At 32.7% G+C, this 17,241-nt stretch carries 15 protein-coding genes and 2 rRNA genes; 12 read left to right on the top strand and 5 right to left on the bottom strand.

Features of this window, described 5'->3' with window-relative positions; translation table 11 throughout:
- From mltG to dapF, 3 genes are read right to left on the bottom strand one after another with little or no spacing between them, the layout of a single operon-like run.
- Positions 1 to 1,044, bottom strand: a complete 1,044-nt coding sequence (gene mltG / locus BLT80_RS15720) for an endolytic transglycosylase MltG (RefSeq protein ID WP_092469708.1) — start codon at positions 1,042 to 1,044, stop codon at positions 1 to 3.
- Between the two features lie 2 nt (positions 1,045 to 1,046).
- Positions 1,047 to 1,571, bottom strand: coding sequence for a GNAT family N-acetyltransferase (locus BLT80_RS15715; RefSeq protein WP_092469706.1), 525 nt, complete (start codon positions 1,569 to 1,571; stop codon positions 1,047 to 1,049).
- Positions 1,565 to 2,344 carry a diaminopimelate epimerase gene (gene dapF / locus BLT80_RS15710; RefSeq protein ID WP_217630764.1) on the bottom strand — a complete coding sequence of 260 codons (780 nt, stop codon included), beginning with the start codon at positions 2,342 to 2,344 and terminating at the stop codon, positions 1,565 to 1,567. The genes BLT80_RS15715 and dapF overlap by 7 nt, the downstream gene beginning before the upstream one ends.
- Before the next feature lie 171 nt (positions 2,345 to 2,515).
- Here dapF and BLT80_RS15705 point away from each other — a divergent pair, with 171 nt between their 5' ends.
- From BLT80_RS15705 to BLT80_RS15650, 12 genes are all read left to right on the top strand, one after another.
- Entirely contained in the window at positions 2,516 to 3,928 is a 1,413-nt protein-coding gene (locus BLT80_RS15705) for a trypsin-like peptidase domain-containing protein (protein ID WP_092469702.1), read from the top strand.
- Between the two features lie 138 nt (positions 3,929 to 4,066).
- On the top strand, positions 4,067 to 5,515 hold the full coding sequence (locus tag BLT80_RS15700) for a glyceraldehyde-3-phosphate dehydrogenase (RefSeq protein WP_092469700.1): 1,449 nt from the start codon (positions 4,067 to 4,069) through the stop codon (positions 5,513 to 5,515).
- 270 nt (positions 5,516 to 5,785) lie between these two features.
- Positions 5,786 to 6,394, top strand: coding sequence for a tRNA (guanine-N1)-methyltransferase (locus BLT80_RS15695; protein ID WP_092469698.1), 609 nt, complete (start codon positions 5,786 to 5,788; stop codon positions 6,392 to 6,394).
- 170 nt (positions 6,395 to 6,564) lie between these two features.
- Positions 6,565 to 7,242 (top strand): tRNA (guanosine(37)-N1)-methyltransferase TrmD, encoded by a 678-nt coding sequence (gene trmD, locus BLT80_RS15690; protein WP_092469696.1) that lies wholly within the window; start codon positions 6,565 to 6,567, stop codon positions 7,240 to 7,242.
- An 18-nt stretch (positions 7,243 to 7,260) separates the two neighbouring features.
- Positions 7,261 to 7,599, top strand: coding sequence for a hypothetical protein (locus BLT80_RS15685; protein WP_092469694.1), 339 nt, complete (start codon positions 7,261 to 7,263; stop codon positions 7,597 to 7,599).
- 159 nt (positions 7,600 to 7,758) lie between these two features.
- Positions 7,759 to 8,106 (top strand): 50S ribosomal protein L19, encoded by a 348-nt coding sequence (gene rplS / locus BLT80_RS15680; RefSeq protein ID WP_092469692.1) that lies wholly within the window; start codon positions 7,759 to 7,761, stop codon positions 8,104 to 8,106.
- A gap of 792 nt (positions 8,107 to 8,898) precedes the next feature.
- Complete coding sequence (locus tag BLT80_RS15675) at positions 8,899 to 9,474, top strand: pentapeptide repeat-containing protein (protein ID WP_092469690.1); 576 nt, start codon at positions 8,899 to 8,901, stop codon at positions 9,472 to 9,474.
- A 145-nt stretch (positions 9,475 to 9,619) separates the two neighbouring features.
- A complete protein-coding gene (locus BLT80_RS15670; protein ID WP_092469688.1) occupies positions 9,620 to 11,842 on the top strand; it encodes an NADP-dependent isocitrate dehydrogenase in 2,223 nt (740 codons plus the stop codon).
- A 120-nt stretch (positions 11,843 to 11,962) separates the two neighbouring features.
- Complete coding sequence (locus tag BLT80_RS15665; RefSeq protein WP_092469959.1) at positions 11,963 to 14,338, top strand: TonB-dependent receptor; 2,376 nt, start codon at positions 11,963 to 11,965, stop codon at positions 14,336 to 14,338.
- Positions 14,339 to 14,341: 3 nt separating this feature from the next.
- On the top strand, positions 14,342 to 15,157 hold the full coding sequence (locus BLT80_RS15660) for a DUF4249 domain-containing protein (protein ID WP_092469686.1): 816 nt from the start codon (positions 14,342 to 14,344) through the stop codon (positions 15,155 to 15,157).
- Between the two features lie 201 nt (positions 15,158 to 15,358).
- Positions 15,359 to 16,171 (top strand): N-acetylmuramic acid 6-phosphate etherase, encoded by an 813-nt coding sequence (gene murQ / locus BLT80_RS15655; protein ID WP_092469684.1) that lies wholly within the window; start codon positions 15,359 to 15,361, stop codon positions 16,169 to 16,171.
- The gene (locus BLT80_RS15650; RefSeq protein WP_092469682.1) at positions 16,158 to 16,397 is read left to right on the top strand and encodes a DUF6095 family protein; all 240 of its coding nucleotides are present in this window, start codon (positions 16,158 to 16,160) and stop codon (positions 16,395 to 16,397) included. The genes murQ and BLT80_RS15650 overlap by 14 nt, the downstream gene beginning before the upstream one ends.
- Positions 16,398 to 16,789: 392 nt before the next feature.
- On the opposite strand, the gene rrf is transcribed toward BLT80_RS15650, so the two are convergent.
- Positions 16,790 to 16,899: ribosomal RNA gene (gene rrf, locus BLT80_RS15645) — 5S ribosomal RNA — on the bottom strand.
- Positions 16,900 to 17,062: 163 nt separating this feature from the next.
- Positions 17,063 to 17,241 (bottom strand): 23S ribosomal RNA (locus BLT80_RS15640); the annotation flags it as partial.

Genomic DNA, 17,241 nt, shown 5'->3' with positions numbered 1-17,241 from the left:
TTACTTATTAATCCCTTGAGATGACAAATACCTATGATATTCTCTCGCATTGTTATTATGTTGCCCCAATGTTTTCGCGAACTTATGATAACCTATACGCTTAGCATCTGCAGCAAAATAAAGGTAACTATGAGATTCTGGGTTTAAAACGGCTTTTATCGCAGACAAATCTGGCATTGCAATAAGCCCAGGAGGTAAACCTGTATTTTTATATGTATTATATGGAGAGTTAATGTCCTTATGAATGTTTAATACACGTCTAATAATGGTGTTTTGATATTGTGGTAACTGATACGCAGCAAACTTTAAAGTAGGATCGGCTTGTAATGGCATACCTATTCGTAGTCTATTTAAATACACACCTGCCACTCTTGGTTGCTCGTCTGCTTGTTTAGACTCTTCATGCACAATAGATGCTAGGGTAATAACTTCATTTGGAGTTAAATTCAATTTTTTAGCTTTCGCTTTTCTAGCCTCTGTCCAAAAACGATTGTACTCTACTAACATTCTATCTCTGAATGTTTCAGCTGAAGTATTCCAGAAAAACTCATAGCTATTTGGCAAATACATACCTAATGCTGTCGCTTTTGAAAATCCGTTATCAGATAGAAATGACTCATCCATCATTACCTTTTCTAAGGTTAAACTATCAGCTTCAATCTGCATACTTATTCTTCCCGCTAAATCTTTTATACTGTGTTGATTGTTGAATGCTATTTTAACGGGAAGATTTTTACTTCGGATAGAATTAATAATATCATTATTATTCATGCCTTTTGTAATAGCAAACCGACCAGCCTTAATATTGGTGACGTACTTTTTCTGTTTTGCTAAAGCATCAAAAGCCCCAATATCTTTTAAAAGTGGTTCTAATTGCGATCTAACTTCAGAATACGTTGCGTTAGTTGGCACATAAATATAGGCTGCTTCATTTTCGAAAGTGGTATTTGGCGAAAACATCGTTCCATAAATATAGTAAGCAAATCCGCCACAGACTGCTAAACCAATGAGAGCAACAGCCCAAAGAATTTTTTTAATGTACATAATTAATCGTTAATTCGTTGTAAAATATATTCGTTGGTATAGATTTTACCATCGAAACTCCAATCTTTTTTTAATCCTATTTTTTGAAAACCATTAGTTTCAAAAAGTTTTAAACTTGCTAAGTTACTTTCAGAAATATTAGCATAAACCTGATGTAAATGCAAGGTTTCAAAACAATAATTTACTAATAACTCTAAGGCTTCTTTACCGTAACCTTGATTTCTGTTTTCTTCATCTTGAATAAGGATACCGATACCAGCACGTTTATTTTTAATGTCAAATTCAAACACATCAATTAAACCAATAGTGTTATCCTTAGAATCACAAATAGCTAATCGCAATTGTTTCGCTTCAAAAATGTCTTGCTGTGCATTTTTAAGATATTGCTTTATTAAAAATCTTGAATAAGGTGTTTGTGTATCACTTAATTCCCAAAGTGACGTATCATTTTCAATACGGTAAACAAAGTCTAAATCTTCAGGTTCTAAAGCTCTTAAATAAATATGTTCTCCTCTTAAGTTTACCATTCAATTTCACCTTTAAAAACCTGCTCAGCTGGTCCTATTAACCAAATATTATCATAACCGTTATCATTAGTACTAAAAGTTACATTTAAAGGACCACCTTGGGTTTGTAGACTAATTTTATCAGCCTTTGTTTTACCACTTTTATGCATGGCTAATGCAACTGCTGTGACACCTGTACCGCACGATAAGGTTTCATCTTCTACTCCGCGTTCGTATGTTCTCACTGCAAAATTTTCCGCAGATAATTGTTCTACAAAATTCACATTAGATCCGGCTTCATTATAAGGAGCACCATTTCTTATTCTTGCTCCATTTGATTTAACTTCAAAATCTGCTAATCCTGAAACTAGTTCTACATGATGTGGAGAGCCTGTATCTAAAAATAAATGATTATCAAAAGATTCAATTTCCGAAACCTCTTGCATTTGAAGATGCACCAAACCCTCTTCGATTTTAGCTTTATGAAGACCATCAATAGCTATAAATTCTGTTTCGTTTTCAATGATATTTAAAAATTTTGCAAACGCCACAATACAACGTCCACCGTTACCACACATTGTACTTTCGTTACCATCTGCATTGTAATAAACCATTTTAAAATCTACATTTTCATCATTTTCTAGCAGTATAAAACCATCAGCTCCTATGCCAAAACGTCTGTCACATATGGTTGCAATACGTTTGGTATCCTTTTTGTCTATAAACTGTAAACGATTATCTACAATTACAAAATCGTTACCTGTTCCTTGATATTTATAAAATGTCATAGTAATTAATAAGCCACAAATATAAGAATATTAGACTGTATTCTGTGGTGTTAAGAGGTCGTTAAATTTGACGTTAAATAGTCGTTAAAATCAAAAACGAAATCAATAAATTTCTAATTTTAATCGTTAGTTGAACATAAAATAATAATTAAATAGTTAAACTTAAATCTGAAAATTATGAAGAAGATAATAACATTGGTATTTGTTTCTGCATTAGGTGGCCTATTGACTTTGGGTGGTTACAAATTTTTTGTTGAGAATGAGACACAATCTATAGCTGTTGAGCAGTCGTCTGAGTTTCCCATGTTTGTGCCCACTAACAATACCGTAAATACCTTAAACAGTAACACTACATTAGTCCCTAATTTTGTTGAAGCTGCTGATAAGTCGATACACTCTGTTGTGCATGTAAAAAACACAGCCATTGTAAATGCACCAATAAGTATGCGCGATTATTTTTATGGTCGTAGTTCTCAACGTGCCCAAGTTGGTACTGGTAGTGGTGTCATTATTTCGCCGACAGGTTATATTGTCACCAACAACCATGTAATTAAAAATGCAAACGAGATTAGCATTACGTTAAATAACAACAAATCATATATGGCTGAATTAATTGGTACAGATGAAACTACGGATATTGCTTTATTGAAAATTGAAGCTGATGAAGATTTACCATTTATGGCTTTTGGGGATTCTGATAATGCAAAAATTGGAGAATGGGTTTTAGCTGTTGGTAATCCATTTAATCTAAATTCTACAGTTACCGCTGGTATTATCAGTGCAAAATCTAGAGATTTATCTGGTCAGAATATGCAGTCCTTTATACAAACTGATGCTGCCGTTAACCCAGGAAATTCAGGTGGTGCTTTGGTTAATACCAATGGAGACCTTATAGGCATTAACACTGCGATTTCATCACAAACTGGTTCTTATATTGGTTACTCGTTTGCCGTACCAAGTAATATTGCTCGCAAAATAGTTAATGATATAATGGAATATGGTAATGTCCAAAACGGTATCCTTGGTGTTTCTGGTGGTGCACTAAATAGTGAAGCTGCAGAAAAATTAGAGGTTAAGGCTACAGAAGGCTTCTATGTTAGTGAGGTACAAGAAGGCACAGGTGCAGAAAAAGCTGGTATTCAATCTGGTGATATTATTAGAAAGATTGATAATGTAGAAATTAATAAATTCTCTGATTTGTCGGGATATTTAAAAACTAAGAGTCCAAATGATGTCGTAAATGTTACTTTACTTAGAAACGGTGATGAAGAAATACTTCCTGTTACGTTATTAAAACCTTCAATATATACATTGCCAACCATTGGTCTTATTAAAAATGCTTCAGAAAAGGAACTAAAACGCCATAATACAGAATACGGAGTAAAAATTAATAAACTAGATGAAAATTATAAAACTTCTTGGAACAAAAATGGAGTTGAAGAAGGCAGCATCATTACTAAAATTAATGGTAAAAAATTGTATTCTATAGATGATGCTCAAAATGCTATAAAAACACGTGGTGTTAATGAACCGCTTCAAATTGAAGTTATCAATAAAGAAGGTGAAAAAGTGGTTTATCATTTTAGATAAAAAACCTTAATTTAGTCCTTAAATCACCCTTCAAAGTATATTTCTTTGAAGGGTTTTTATTTTCGACAAAAGGTGTTACGAAAACGTTTGAAATATATTACTTTTGCGCAAAATCTAAATCACTTAAACCAAGAAAACATGGGATTTAACGATACTTACGAAAAAGAGTTAGCGTTTCAAGCCGATCGTCGCAGAGCAACTGTCGAATTTATTAAAATCATCAGCGATTTATGGTACGATAAGTCTATTGAGCTTGTCATATTCAGAAATCAATTAATAGACCGAAATGTGAGCGAAATTTTAAACTTGCATGAGTATGCGGGTGAATTTGTTCAGAAACCAATCTCTATTTTTGATTCAGTTGAAATTGCACAAGCAATAAGCACATTAAACTTACCACCTGCAAAATTAGATATTGGGAAGTTAACTTACGAATTTCACTTAGAAGATCAGAAATATGGTAACGCCACTGCTTTTGTAGCTTCTAAATTAGGCAAAGCTAAAGACAACAAAGCCATTGAGCCTAAAGATGTTATACTCTATGGCTTTGGAAGAATTGGTCGTTTAGTAGCGCGTGAATTAATGACACGAACAGGAAAAGGCAATCAATTACGGTTAAGAGCGATTGTTACACGCGGAAATATCAACGAAACAGTTTTAGAAAAGCGTGCGTCATTATTAAGAAACGATTCTGTACATGGTGATTTTTCTGGTATGGTAAGTACAGATATTAAAAATTCTGCGCTAATTATAAATGGTACGACTGTAAATGTAATTTCAGCAAATGATCCAGAAGATATTGATTACACAAAATATGGCATAAATAACGCTTTAGTTATAGATAACACCGGTGCGTTTAGAGATAAAGCAGCTTTAAGCAGACATTTAAAAGCCAAAGGTGTAGAGAAAGTATTATTAACTGCACCAGGAAAAGGTATACCTAATATTGTACATGGAGTTAATCATTTAGAGCATAATCCAGATAAGGTTAACATATTCTCGGCTGCGTCTTGTACAACCAATGCCATAACACCTGTTTTAAAAGCTGTTGAAGATTCTTTTGGTATTAAAACCGGACATTTAGAAACGATTCACGCTTATACAAATGATCAAAACTTAGTAGATAATTTCCATAGCAAATACAGACGAGGTCGGGCTGCAGCATTAAATATGGTCATTACAGAAACTGGTGCTGGTCAAGCGGTAAGTAAAGCCATACCTGCTTTAGAAGGCAAATTAACATCTAATGCCATTAGAGTACCTGTACCTAACGGCTCTTTAGCTATTTTGAATTTAGAACTAGATAATAAAACTACAGTTGCTAGTTTAAATACAATTATGAAAAAGTATGCACTCGAAGGTGATTTAGTAGAGCAAATTAAATACGAAATGAGTGACGAATTAGTTTCTAGCGATATTATTGGTAGTTCTGCACCTGCTATTTATGACAGTAAAGCAACCATTGTTAGAAAAGATGGAAAAAATGCAATACTATATATATGGTACGATAACGAATATGGGTATAGCCAACAAGTCATTAGACTCGCAAAGTATATTTCTAAGGTAAGACGCTATGCTTACTATTAGAACGTTCTGAAAAAGGAAAAAAGAAAATCTTGTCTTTGGGCAAGATTTTCTTAATTATTAGCGATATGATTTATAGTGAATTAATAACGCAACAGAAATAAAACTAAGGATAGACTTATAGTATTGAACATCTAAACTATATTTTCTTCCGTATATTAAATGCCTTTCACTATTGAAAGGCTATTTGTTTGATAATTTGTTTATGATATCCTCATAAAATTATTATCTTGGCAACCAATTAATCTAACACAACCAAAAATTACCTCTAAGATGAAATTCTTAACAAAAGTCATTGTAATTCTTTTAGTTACATTTAGTTTTCAAACAGTAATCGCACAAACCGATAACGACGACGAAGAGAAATTATCTCTTAACAGTGGTACAATAGATAATCAATTCGAATTTGTAATTAGACGCTCAAATAGCTGGCAAGACTACAAAACCGTAAAAAAAACATGGTTATATGCTTTAAAAGCTCACACTTTAGATTCGTTAAAAGCGGTTCATAAAGATTTAGTAGATACCCAAGCAATTGTAAAGAAACAAGCTGGCGAAATTGAAAGTTTAAAAAGTAGCTTGTCTAATACAGAATCAACGTTAAACGCTACAAATGATGAAAAAGACAATATTTCATTATTTGGTATTCAAACAAATAAAGCAAGCTACAAGATTTTAATGTGGAGCATTATTGGAGGTTTATTAGTCTTGCTATTATTCTTTATCTATAAATTTAAAGGAAGTAACTCCGCTACGCGAGAAGCTAAACACAAACTAGAAGAAGTAGAATCTGAATTTGAAGAACACAGACGTAATGCCTTAGAGCGCGAGCAAAAAGTAAGACGTCAATTACAAGACGAATTAAATAAGCAGAAGTCTTAGATAAATGTTCATCCTATTAAACATATAAAATCCGTAATTAAATTACGGATTTTTTTATGTCTTACCACGAGTTATGTTTTGTAAAATATAACAGACTAAAAACATGTGCAACAGACTATCTAAAAAATACATCAATTAAACATATCTTTGCAAACTCATAGAATGAAATCATGCGCATAGACATCATAACTGTATTACCTGAACTTTTAAAAAGTCCGTTTGAAGCTTCTATTCTAAAGCGAGCAATTGAAGCTGGTTTAGTAGAAGTCCACTTTCATAATTTAAGAGATTATGCTACCGGTGGCTATAAATCTGTAGACGACACTCAGTTTGGTGGAGGTGCAGGCATGGTGATGTCCATAGCACCTATTGATAAGTGCATTTCTAAATTACAACAAGAACGTAATTATGACGAAATAATCTATATGACTCCAGATGGAGAGCAGCTTAATCAAAGTATTGCGAACCAAACGTCTTTAAAAGAGAATATCATAATTTTATGTGGACATTATAAAGGAGTAGATCAACGTGTGCGTGATAGATTTATAACACGCGAAATATCTATAGGAGATTATGTTTTATCTGGCGGTGAATTAGGTGCAGCCGTATTGTGCGATGCTGTGATCCGATTAATACCTGGAGTCTTAGGAAATGAAACCTCTGCCCTAACCGACTCTTTTCAAGATAATTTATTGGCACCTCCAATTTATACGAAGCCTAGAGAATATGATGGAATGAAAGTCCCAGAAGTATTATTCAGCGGAAACTTTGGTAAAATTGAAAAATGGAGAGAAGAACAAGCTTATAAAAGAACTCAAGAAAGACGACCAGATCTACTTGAAGATTAATAAAATAAACTATAAATAATGGATAGTTCTACAGAGATTCTTTTTACCATAGGCCAAATTATCAGTAGTTTTTCAACGCTCATTGTATTAGTAGCCTCAATTATCCTTTTTACAAAGCAAAGAACTCTTGCAACATGGCTAATTTTAATAGGTAATATTCTAATATGCATTACATATATAGGTAGTCTAATTCTAAATATTTTCGCAGGAAGAGAGAGTATAGATACCTTATTATTAACTCAAGGTATGTCATCTATCGCTCAAAGCATATCCTATTTAATATTTGCAATTGGTTTAATAGTATTAGCACTATCTGAATTTTCGAAAAAACAAAATCAAAGCCCCTCAAAAGGTTGAGATAACCGCAACGAATTAACCTAAAATTACCTCAATAAAATTTACCAATCAAAGTATTGCCAATAAACAAAAAAGTATTACTTTTGCAAACCAATTTAGACCAACCTCTGGCGAGAATCGTGAATGTTGCTTTGAATTAACTATTATAAATAAAACAAAATGGATTTAGTAAAATTTGTACAAGACGAATTTGTAACTCGTAAGGACTTTCCAGAATTTGGTGCTGGTGATACAATCACAGTATACTACGAAATTAGAGAAGGTGAAAAAGTACGTACACAGTTTTTTAGAGGTGTTGTATTACAACGTAAAGGAAGTGGATCTTCTGAAACGTTTACCATCCGTAAAATGTCAGGAACAATTGGAGTAGAACGTATCTTCCCAGTTAACCTACCTGCTTTACAAAAAGTAGAAGTTAACAAACGTGGTAAAGTACGTAGAGCTAGAATTTTCTACTTTAGAGGTCTTACTGGTAAAAAAGCAAGAATCAAAGAAGTTAGAAGATAATTCCAACTTATATATTACCATAAAAAGCCTTCTGATAAAGAAGGCTTTTTTGGTTATTAACAATTGTTAATAACCTTAGCTCATAAAGTGTTGATATCTAAAATGTTAAAAACATAGTAGAACTCAAAATAATTACTTAACTTAGTAAAACAATTAACAACAAACCTCGTTTGGTTTTGAATTCTATTTCAAATTAATGTTAAATTGTTACTAGAGATTCGTTCTTTATGTATTGAGGTTGTTTTTTGAGATTGCGTAACAACTTACGTTGGTAAGTGTTTGTGAAACGATCATGAAACTTTATTGGTTTAACATGCTTAGTAGGTTAACCTAGTAAAGTGAAAAGCTCCGAAGAAGTAGTGGAATCGAAAGTGAACACGAAAAGGACGAGCAATGTTTTAGACCTAACATTCATTCATTTGAAGATTATAGGAAAAACATCAAGAAAAACAAACCTAAGAAGCACAGTAATATCAGGTCAATACATTTTGAAAGATATGAAATGTTTCGATTTGAAACGGAAACACTTGAACCGAAAAAGATGATGACCTTGGTCATTCAGCTGAGTTAGCTAAAACTAAATAGGTCACGTAAGTACTGTTTCTATGAAAGCCATGTCAACACAGATTTTTCTGAGTGATATGGCTTTTTATTTTATTCATGTTTAAAACGTAATAACACATGTGAATCTCAGTAGCTAGAAATATACTCTTACATTTCTGAGTGGGAATAAAGTAAAACTCAATGTAATCACTCTTTTAAATTGACCAATATCTTTTGTATTCTTGTAAAATGAATCTACAATTAATAGAAGAGCAGCACTATAAAACACAGAATTACACTATAAATTCGCTACATAAAGCGGAATATACGAACTGTACATTTACCAATTGTAATTTCGAAAATTCAGATCTTTCTAATACTGTCTTTTCTGAATGTGATTTTGTAGATTGTAATTTTAGCAATGCCAATGTTATGCATACGACACTTGACAATATAACATTCACTGGTTGTAAAATTTTAGGTGTTTTATTTCAAAATTGTAATACGTTTTTACTGTCTTTCAAGTTCATAAACTGCACATTAAATTTGAGTAGTTTTTATCAATTAAAAATTAACCGTACGAGCTTTTTAAATTGCATAATGCATCAAGTTGATTTCAATGAAACTGAAGCAAAATATGTCACTTTTAAAGATTGTGATTTATTCCAATCCATCTTCGACCGAACTAATCTTGAGCATTCAAATTTTACTTCAGCATATAGTTTCAATATTAATCCTAATTTAAACCAAATTAAACAAGCGTCATTTTCAAAAGAAAACCTTTCGGGTTTATTAGAGAGCTTTAATATTAAGATAACAGATTAAATAAGAACTTTAAGTGTTTATTTATCAATTTCTTAAAATTTCATCGTGTTTAGTATTAATCTTATACCTATAAAAATCAAACGTTTTCGTATATTCGCACTGCTCAATTTCGAGCAAATTTTTATTCATTTTATTTACAAGACATATGACAAAAACAGCAAAGATTGTTTATACAAAAACGGATGAAGCACCAGCTTTAGCAACGCGTTCATTTTTACCGATTGTTGAAGCATTTACGAAGTCTTCAGGTATTGTTATAGAGACAAAAGATATATCATTAGCTGCTAGAATTTTAGCAGCATTTCCAGACTTTTTATCAGACGATCAAAAAGTAACGGATGCCATAGCTGAATTAGCAGAATTGGTAAAACAACCAGAAGCTAATATTATAAAATTACCAAATATCAGCGCTTCCGTTCCACAACTTATGGCTGCAATTGAAGAGTTACAATCAAAAGGTTTTAAGATCCCTAATTATCCGGATGAACCAAAAGACGATTCTGAAAAAGAAATTAAATCTCGTTACGATAAAATTAAAGGTAGTGCTGTAAATCCAGTATTAAGAGAAGGTAATTCAGACAGACGTGCCCCTAAAGCCGTTAAGAATTATGCGAAAAAGAATCCACATAGCATGGGAGCTTGGTCTTCAGATTCAAAAACACATGTAGCCACCATGTCTAAAGGAGATTTTGCTCACAACGAAAAATCTATAACACTTCCAGAAGCAACAACTATAAGTATTGTTCATACGGATGCTAAAGGTAATAAGACCTATTTAAAAGAAGGTTTAGATATCCTTAAAGACGAAATTATCGATGCAACGATAATGAGCAAAAAAGCATTATTAGAGTTTTTAGAGGAACAAGTTGAGGATGCTTTAGATAAAAGTGTATTGTTTTCATTACACATGAAAGCAACTATGATGAAAGTTTCTGACCCAATCATTTTTGGTCACGCTGTACGTGTGTTCTTCAAAGATTTGTTTGATAAACACGGAAAAACTTTCGATAAAATTGGTGTTGATGTAAACAATGGATTTGGAAACTTATTAGAAAAATTAAGTGAACTTCCAGAGGAAAAACGCGATGAAATAAGAGCTGATATTCGTTATGAATTAACTCATGGTGCAGATGTCGCAATGGTAAATTCTGATAGAGGGATTACAAATCTTCATGTACCAAGTGATGTTATTATTGATGCCTCTATGCCAGCAATGATTAGAACTTCTGGTCAGATGTGGAATGCAGAAGGAAAACAACAAGATACAAAAGCAGTAATTCCAGATAGTAGTTATGCTGGTGTTTATAGTGCAACGATTGATTTCTGTAAAAAACATGGAGCATTTGATCCAACAACAATGGGAACAGTTCCTAATGTAGGATTGATGGCTCAAAAAGCTGAAGAATATGGTTCTCATGATAAAACCTTCGAAATCGCTTCTAAAGGAAAAGTAGAGGTCATAGATACTAATGGTAATGTCTTATTAAGTCATAAAGTTGAGGCTGGTGATATCTGGAGAATGTGCCAAGTTAAGGATGCACCAATTCAAGATTGGGTAAAACTTGCTGTAACTAGAGCGAGAGCAACTGAAACACCAACTGTTTTTTGGTTAGATAAGAAAAGAGCACATGACGCAGAATTGATTAAAAAAGTAAATACTTACTTAAAAGATCATGATACTGAAGGTTTAGATATTAGAATTTTATCATTAGTTGATGCTACTAATTTCACATTAAAACGAATCAAAGAAGGAAAAGATACCATTTCTGTAACAGGAAATGTCCTTAGAGATTATTTAACTGATTTATTTCCGATTTTAGAAGTTGGTACTAGTGCAAAGATGCTGTCTATTGTTCCGTTAATGAATGGTGGTGGTTTGTTTGAAACCGGAGCTGGTGGATCTGCACCTAAGCATGTTCAACAATTTCTTTCAGAAGATCATTTACGTTGGGATTCTTTAGGCGAATTTTTAGCTTTAGCTGTTTCTTTAGAGCATTTCTCTATAGTCAACAGTAATAAAAAAGCAAGTATTTTAGGTGAAACATTAGATGATGCTTCAGATAAATTATTAGAAAACAGAAAAGGACCTTCAAGAAAAGTTAATGAATTAGACAACAGAGGAAGTCATTTTTACTTAGCACTTTATTGGGCTGAAGCACTTGCAAACCAAGATAAAGATGCAGCATTAAAAACTGAATTTACAACGGTTTTCAATGCCTTATCTAGGAATGAAGATACTATCTTAAAAGAACTTATAGATTGCCAAGGAGAGCCTGTAAATATTGAAGGGTACTATCTTCCAAACGAAAATTTAATTTCTAAAGCAATGCGACCAAGTGATTCTTTTAATGCTATTATAAATTCATAATAACATTAGATTAATGTTATGTTAAAAAGCTTCCTTCGGGAAGCTTTTTTTGTTTAATTTAAATTACATTTGGTGAAACAAAATAATCAATTATTACTTCAAGCAATTAAAACATCAACTATGGTAATACTTCTAAGGGGATTTTTTATCTTCTTTTTATTGAACACTTTAGGCCTTCAAGCGCAAGATAAATTTACTTTAAGTGGAACTGTATCAGATAATCAAAGTAATGAAACACTCATTGGAGTTAACATCATATTACCTGATCAGCAAACTGGAACCGTTTCAAATGAGTATGGCTTCTACTCTATTACTTTACCAGCAGGAACCTATGTGATTCAAATTAGTTATTTAGGTTATAAAACCATTTCTGAAACTATAATTCTTAATGATAATCTTACTAAAAATTATAAACTCGATGAAGCCGCCGAGAGCTTGGATGAAGTCATTGTTACCGAAGATATTGAAAAAGTAAACATCAAAAAACCACAAATGAGCGTCAATTCGTTATCTATAAAAACGATAAAGAATATGCCTGTTGTTTTAGGCGAAGTCGATGTTATAAAATCCATTACACTTCTTCCTGGTGTTACCAATGCTGGTGAAGGCTCTTCTGGATTTAACGTTAGAGGTGGTGCTGCAGATCAAAATCTAATTCTTTTAGATGAAGCAACAATATTTAACTCATCACATCTCTTTGGTTTCTTTTCCGTTTTTAATCCTGATGCTATTAAAGATTTAAAATTATATAAAGGTGGTATTCCAGCAAAATATGGTGGACGCGTGTCTTCTGTCTTAGATATATATCAAAAAGAAGGGAATAGTAAATCGTTTCACATGAATGGTGGCATTGGGTTAATTTCAAGTCGCTTATTAGCTGAAGGTCCGATAAAAAAAGATAAAGGTTCGTTTCTAATTGGTGGTCGTAGCAGCTATGCCCACCTTTTCTTACCTCTTATTGACTTAGATAATGTGGCTTATTTCTATGATTTAAATACAAAACTAAGTTATAATATAAATGAAAATAACAATATTTACTTGTCGGGTTACTTTGGTCGCGATGTGTTTAAAATTTCTGATAGTTTCGAAAATTCATTTGGAAACTCAGTTTTAAATTTTAGATGGAACCATTTGTATTCAGACAAAATATTTTCTAATTTATCTCTTATTTATTCCGATTACTATTATGGTTTAAAATTAAGCTTTGTTGGATTTGATTGGATTTCTGGAATCAAAAACTTCAATCTCAAATACGATTTTAAGCATTATATAAGTAATAACTTTAAGCTAGAATACGGTATAAATAGTATGTATTACAAATTTAATCCTGGAGATATAAAACCTATTAACGACGATTCAGGTATTAATCCTTTTAAACTTATAGATAAATATGCCTTTGAAAATGCTATATATATTGATGCTGAACATAAATTAAGCGATAAATTATCTGTGAGTTATGGCGCACGTTTAAGTATGTTCCACAGAATGGGTCAAGATGAATTAAATCGTTATGAAGATAACAGCCCACTAACATTTAACGAGTCCATCGGAATTTATGAAAAAACAGAACCCAATGGTACATATACTTATAATGGAAGCGATGTTATAGAATCATTTGCCAACCTCGAACCTCGATTAGCAGTAGCTTATCAATTAAATGATAACTCTTCAGTAAAAGCGAGTTACAATCGTATGAGTCAATATCTACATTTACTATCTAATACAAGCTCACCAACACCTTTAGATGTTTGGACTCCAAGTGGAAAATACATTAAGCCACAATTATTAGATCAGGTGGCTATTGGTTATTTTAAAACATTTAAAAACAATGCTTATTCTTTAGAGGTCGAAAGTTTTTATAAGACCATTCAGAATCGCATCGATTACATTGATGGTGCAGATTTAATTGCCAATAATGCCATAGAGCAAGTTATATTAAATGGAGAAGGAAGAGCTTACGGATTAGAAGTTCTCCTTAAAAAAAATGAAGGAAAATTTACGGGTTGGTTAGCCTACACACTTTCAAAATCTGAACAAAGAACACCTGGAAGAACTGCCATAGAAACCGGAATTAACAATGGAGAATGGTATAACACACCATATGATAAAACCCATGACATTTCACTGACAGCAAGTTATGAATTAAACAAAAAATGGTCGTTTAGTTCTAATCTTATTTTTCAAACGGGCCAACCCACAACGTTTCCAAACGGACAATATCAATACAACGATATCATCATTCCAAATTACGAAGCAAGAAATTCAAGTAGGCTGCCATCCTACCATCGTTTAGACATAGCTGTAAATTACAATCCTAACCCTGAGAGTACAAAAAACTTTAAAGGAGAATGGGTCTTTGGAATATACAATGTCTACAACCGAAAAAATGCAGCAAGCATATCTTTTAGTGAAAATAGAAACACAGGAAATAATGAAGCTACGCGCTTATCCATTTTTGGTATTGTGCCTTCTTTCTCATATAATTTCAAATTTTAAATCATGAAAAAATTAATATATATAAGTTTCATAGTGTTACTTTTTACAAATTGTGAAGATGTCATTGACGTTGATTTAAACAATGCAGAACCAAAATTAGTCATTGAGGCATCCATAAATTATTTTAAAAATACAACAGGAAACGAACAAAGCATAAAATTATCCTTATCTGCCCCCTTTTTCGAGGATAGCATTCCACCTGCCAATGGAGCAACAGTACAAATTTCAGATACTGCTGGCAATACGTTCAATTTTATAGAAACGGATAATACTGGTATGTATTACAACAACACTTTTATTCCTGTTATAAACGAGACATATAATTTAATTATAAATTATAATGGCGAAATCTATACGGCATCCGAAATCTTAACCTCTGTCGTTCCTATTGATTATATAGAACAAAATAATGAAGGTGGTTTTTCAGGCGAAGACATAGAGCTTAAAGCCTATTATACAGATCCATCAGGCATAAATAATTACTATTTTTTCGAATTTATCAGTGATATTCCAGTTGTACCATCCTTATCCGTTTACGACGACAGGTTTACTGACGGAAATGAAATTTTTGGATTCTACACTGAAGAAGATTTAGAATCTGGCGATAGCGTTACCATAAGAAACTATGGTATATCAAGCCAATTTTACGATTTCATGTTTATTCTTTTACAACAAGGCGGTGATTCTGGTGGTGGTCCGTTTGAAACACAACCCGCTACAGTGCGAGGTAATTGCATAAACACAACTAATCCCGATAACTATCCTTATGGTTATTTTAGATTATCAGAAGTAGATGAATTAATTTATATTGTTGAATAAATTAATCACTTGGGCATTACCCACAAAAAAGTGGGTCGCGTCATCCACTATATCTTTTTGCGATGACAGTTCTGATTTCTTTATAACATTTTTGTTATCAATAATACAATCCGTCACCTTAATATTTTTTTTTTGCAAAAAGGATGCCGTTACTACCGCTAATGCAACCTATCCGCCAAAATTATTTCTTACCTTTAAAGCATGACTTTTATAAAAACAACAGAGCAAGACTCAAACTATAATAATCTCGAAAACATGTCAATCAACGAGATTATAAACTCTATAAATAAAGAAGACAAAACTGTTCCTTTAGCTGTAGAAAAAGCATTACCTCAAATAGAATCTCTTATCCAGCAAATTGTTGCAAAACTCAAAAATGGAGGGAGACTATTTTACATCGGTGCAGGAACTAGTGGAAGGTTAGGCATTTTAGATGCTTCGGAATGCCCACCAACTTTTGGAGTTACTCACGATTTAGTTATAGGTTTAATCGCAGGTGGTGATATAGCCATTAGAAAAGCTGTTGAAAATGCCGAAGATTCTACTACACAAGGCTGGAAAGACTTAGTAGACCATAACATTTCTGAAAACGATGTTGTTATAGGTATTGCTGCTTCTGGTACTACGCCATATGTTATTAGTGCATTAGAAACATGCAACGAACATAATATCATAACAGGTTGTATAACTTGTAACTTTAATAGTCCATTATCTTTAACAGCCAAATTCCCAATTGAAGTTATTGTTGGTCCAGAATTTTTAACAGGAAGTTCAAGAATGAAAGCAGGAACTGCTCAAAAACTTGTGCTTAATATGATTACCACCACTACCATGATTAAATTGGATAAAGTTAAAGGTAATAAAATGGTAGACATGCAACTTAGTAATGATAAGTTAGTTAATAGAGCTATAAAAATGATTATGACAGAACTTAATGTTTCTGAAACAGAAGCATCGGTTTTATTAAGTAAGCATAAAAACGTTAGAGAAAGTATCACTCATGGAAGAAGATAATAGCACAGATAGAGACATTTTAGCTAAAGGCCTCAAACGATTACTAATTTGTTTAGCGTTTATGTTTTCAGGACCTACGTTATTGCATTTAGCCTTAGACAATAGCGAGAAACCACTGTATATACCACTTTTAATTACAGCATTTATACTTTGTATCGCAGCTGTAGTGTTCTTATTTCTTGGGATTAATACAATTCTAGATAGTATATTTAAGAAGAAAAAGTAACACGTATTCTTTTGTGCGCGGTTAACCAGATCTATGATCTAGATTCTTAGTTCCTGGATCAACAAATCAGCTTCTCTTTTAGTGAACTAAAAAGAATAATTCTAATTTTCCCTTATTACTTACTCAATTCTACGAAACACAATTCAGTAGAAAAACACATTTCTGATTAACTGGTTTAATAATGTCAAGATTGATTAAGCCTTAAACAAAGAGAAGTTAGGTTTCTGAAGAAAATCTATAAATCAAAAGTGCTTATACGCAAAAAAATCTCATTTCTCGATGGGATTTTTTATTTCAAGTTGTAAATAGAGCTTAAAAAAAGGTGTAAAACAAAAAAACCCTTACTAGATAACTAGTAAGGGTTTAATACATATCGATTTATCATCGATAAAAAAAGGCGGCGACCTACTCTTCCACAGTAAAGCAGTACCATCGGCGCAAACGGGCTTAACTACTCTGTTCGGAATGGTTAGAGGTGAGCCCCGTCGCTATAACCACCTTAAATTTTTATTCTGATAGATATCAGAACTTGGGTTGTTATAAATAATCAACACTAATATTGTTGACATATTGAAAAAATGACATGAATATGTATCGTAATGTATACTTTATAAAAAAACTGACTCGCTCGTTAACCATTGCTGGTTGTCGAGCGAAGTCGAAGTGACAATAAGCCTATGGGTTATTAGTACTACTCGGCTATGACATTACTGCCTTTACACCTATAGCCTATCAACGTGGTAATCTTCCACGACCCTTTAAAGAAATCTCATCTTGTGGTGGGTTTCGCGCTTATATGCTTTCAGCGCTTATCCCTTCCGAACGTAGCTACCCTGCAATGCTC

The sequence above is a fragment of the Winogradskyella thalassocola genome (assembly GCF_900099995.1).
Taxonomy (GTDB): Bacteria; Bacteroidota; Bacteroidia; order Flavobacteriales; family Flavobacteriaceae; genus Winogradskyella; species Winogradskyella thalassocola.
Note: the sequence above shows the minus strand (reverse complement) of the source record. Positions and strands in the feature narration are given on the sequence as shown.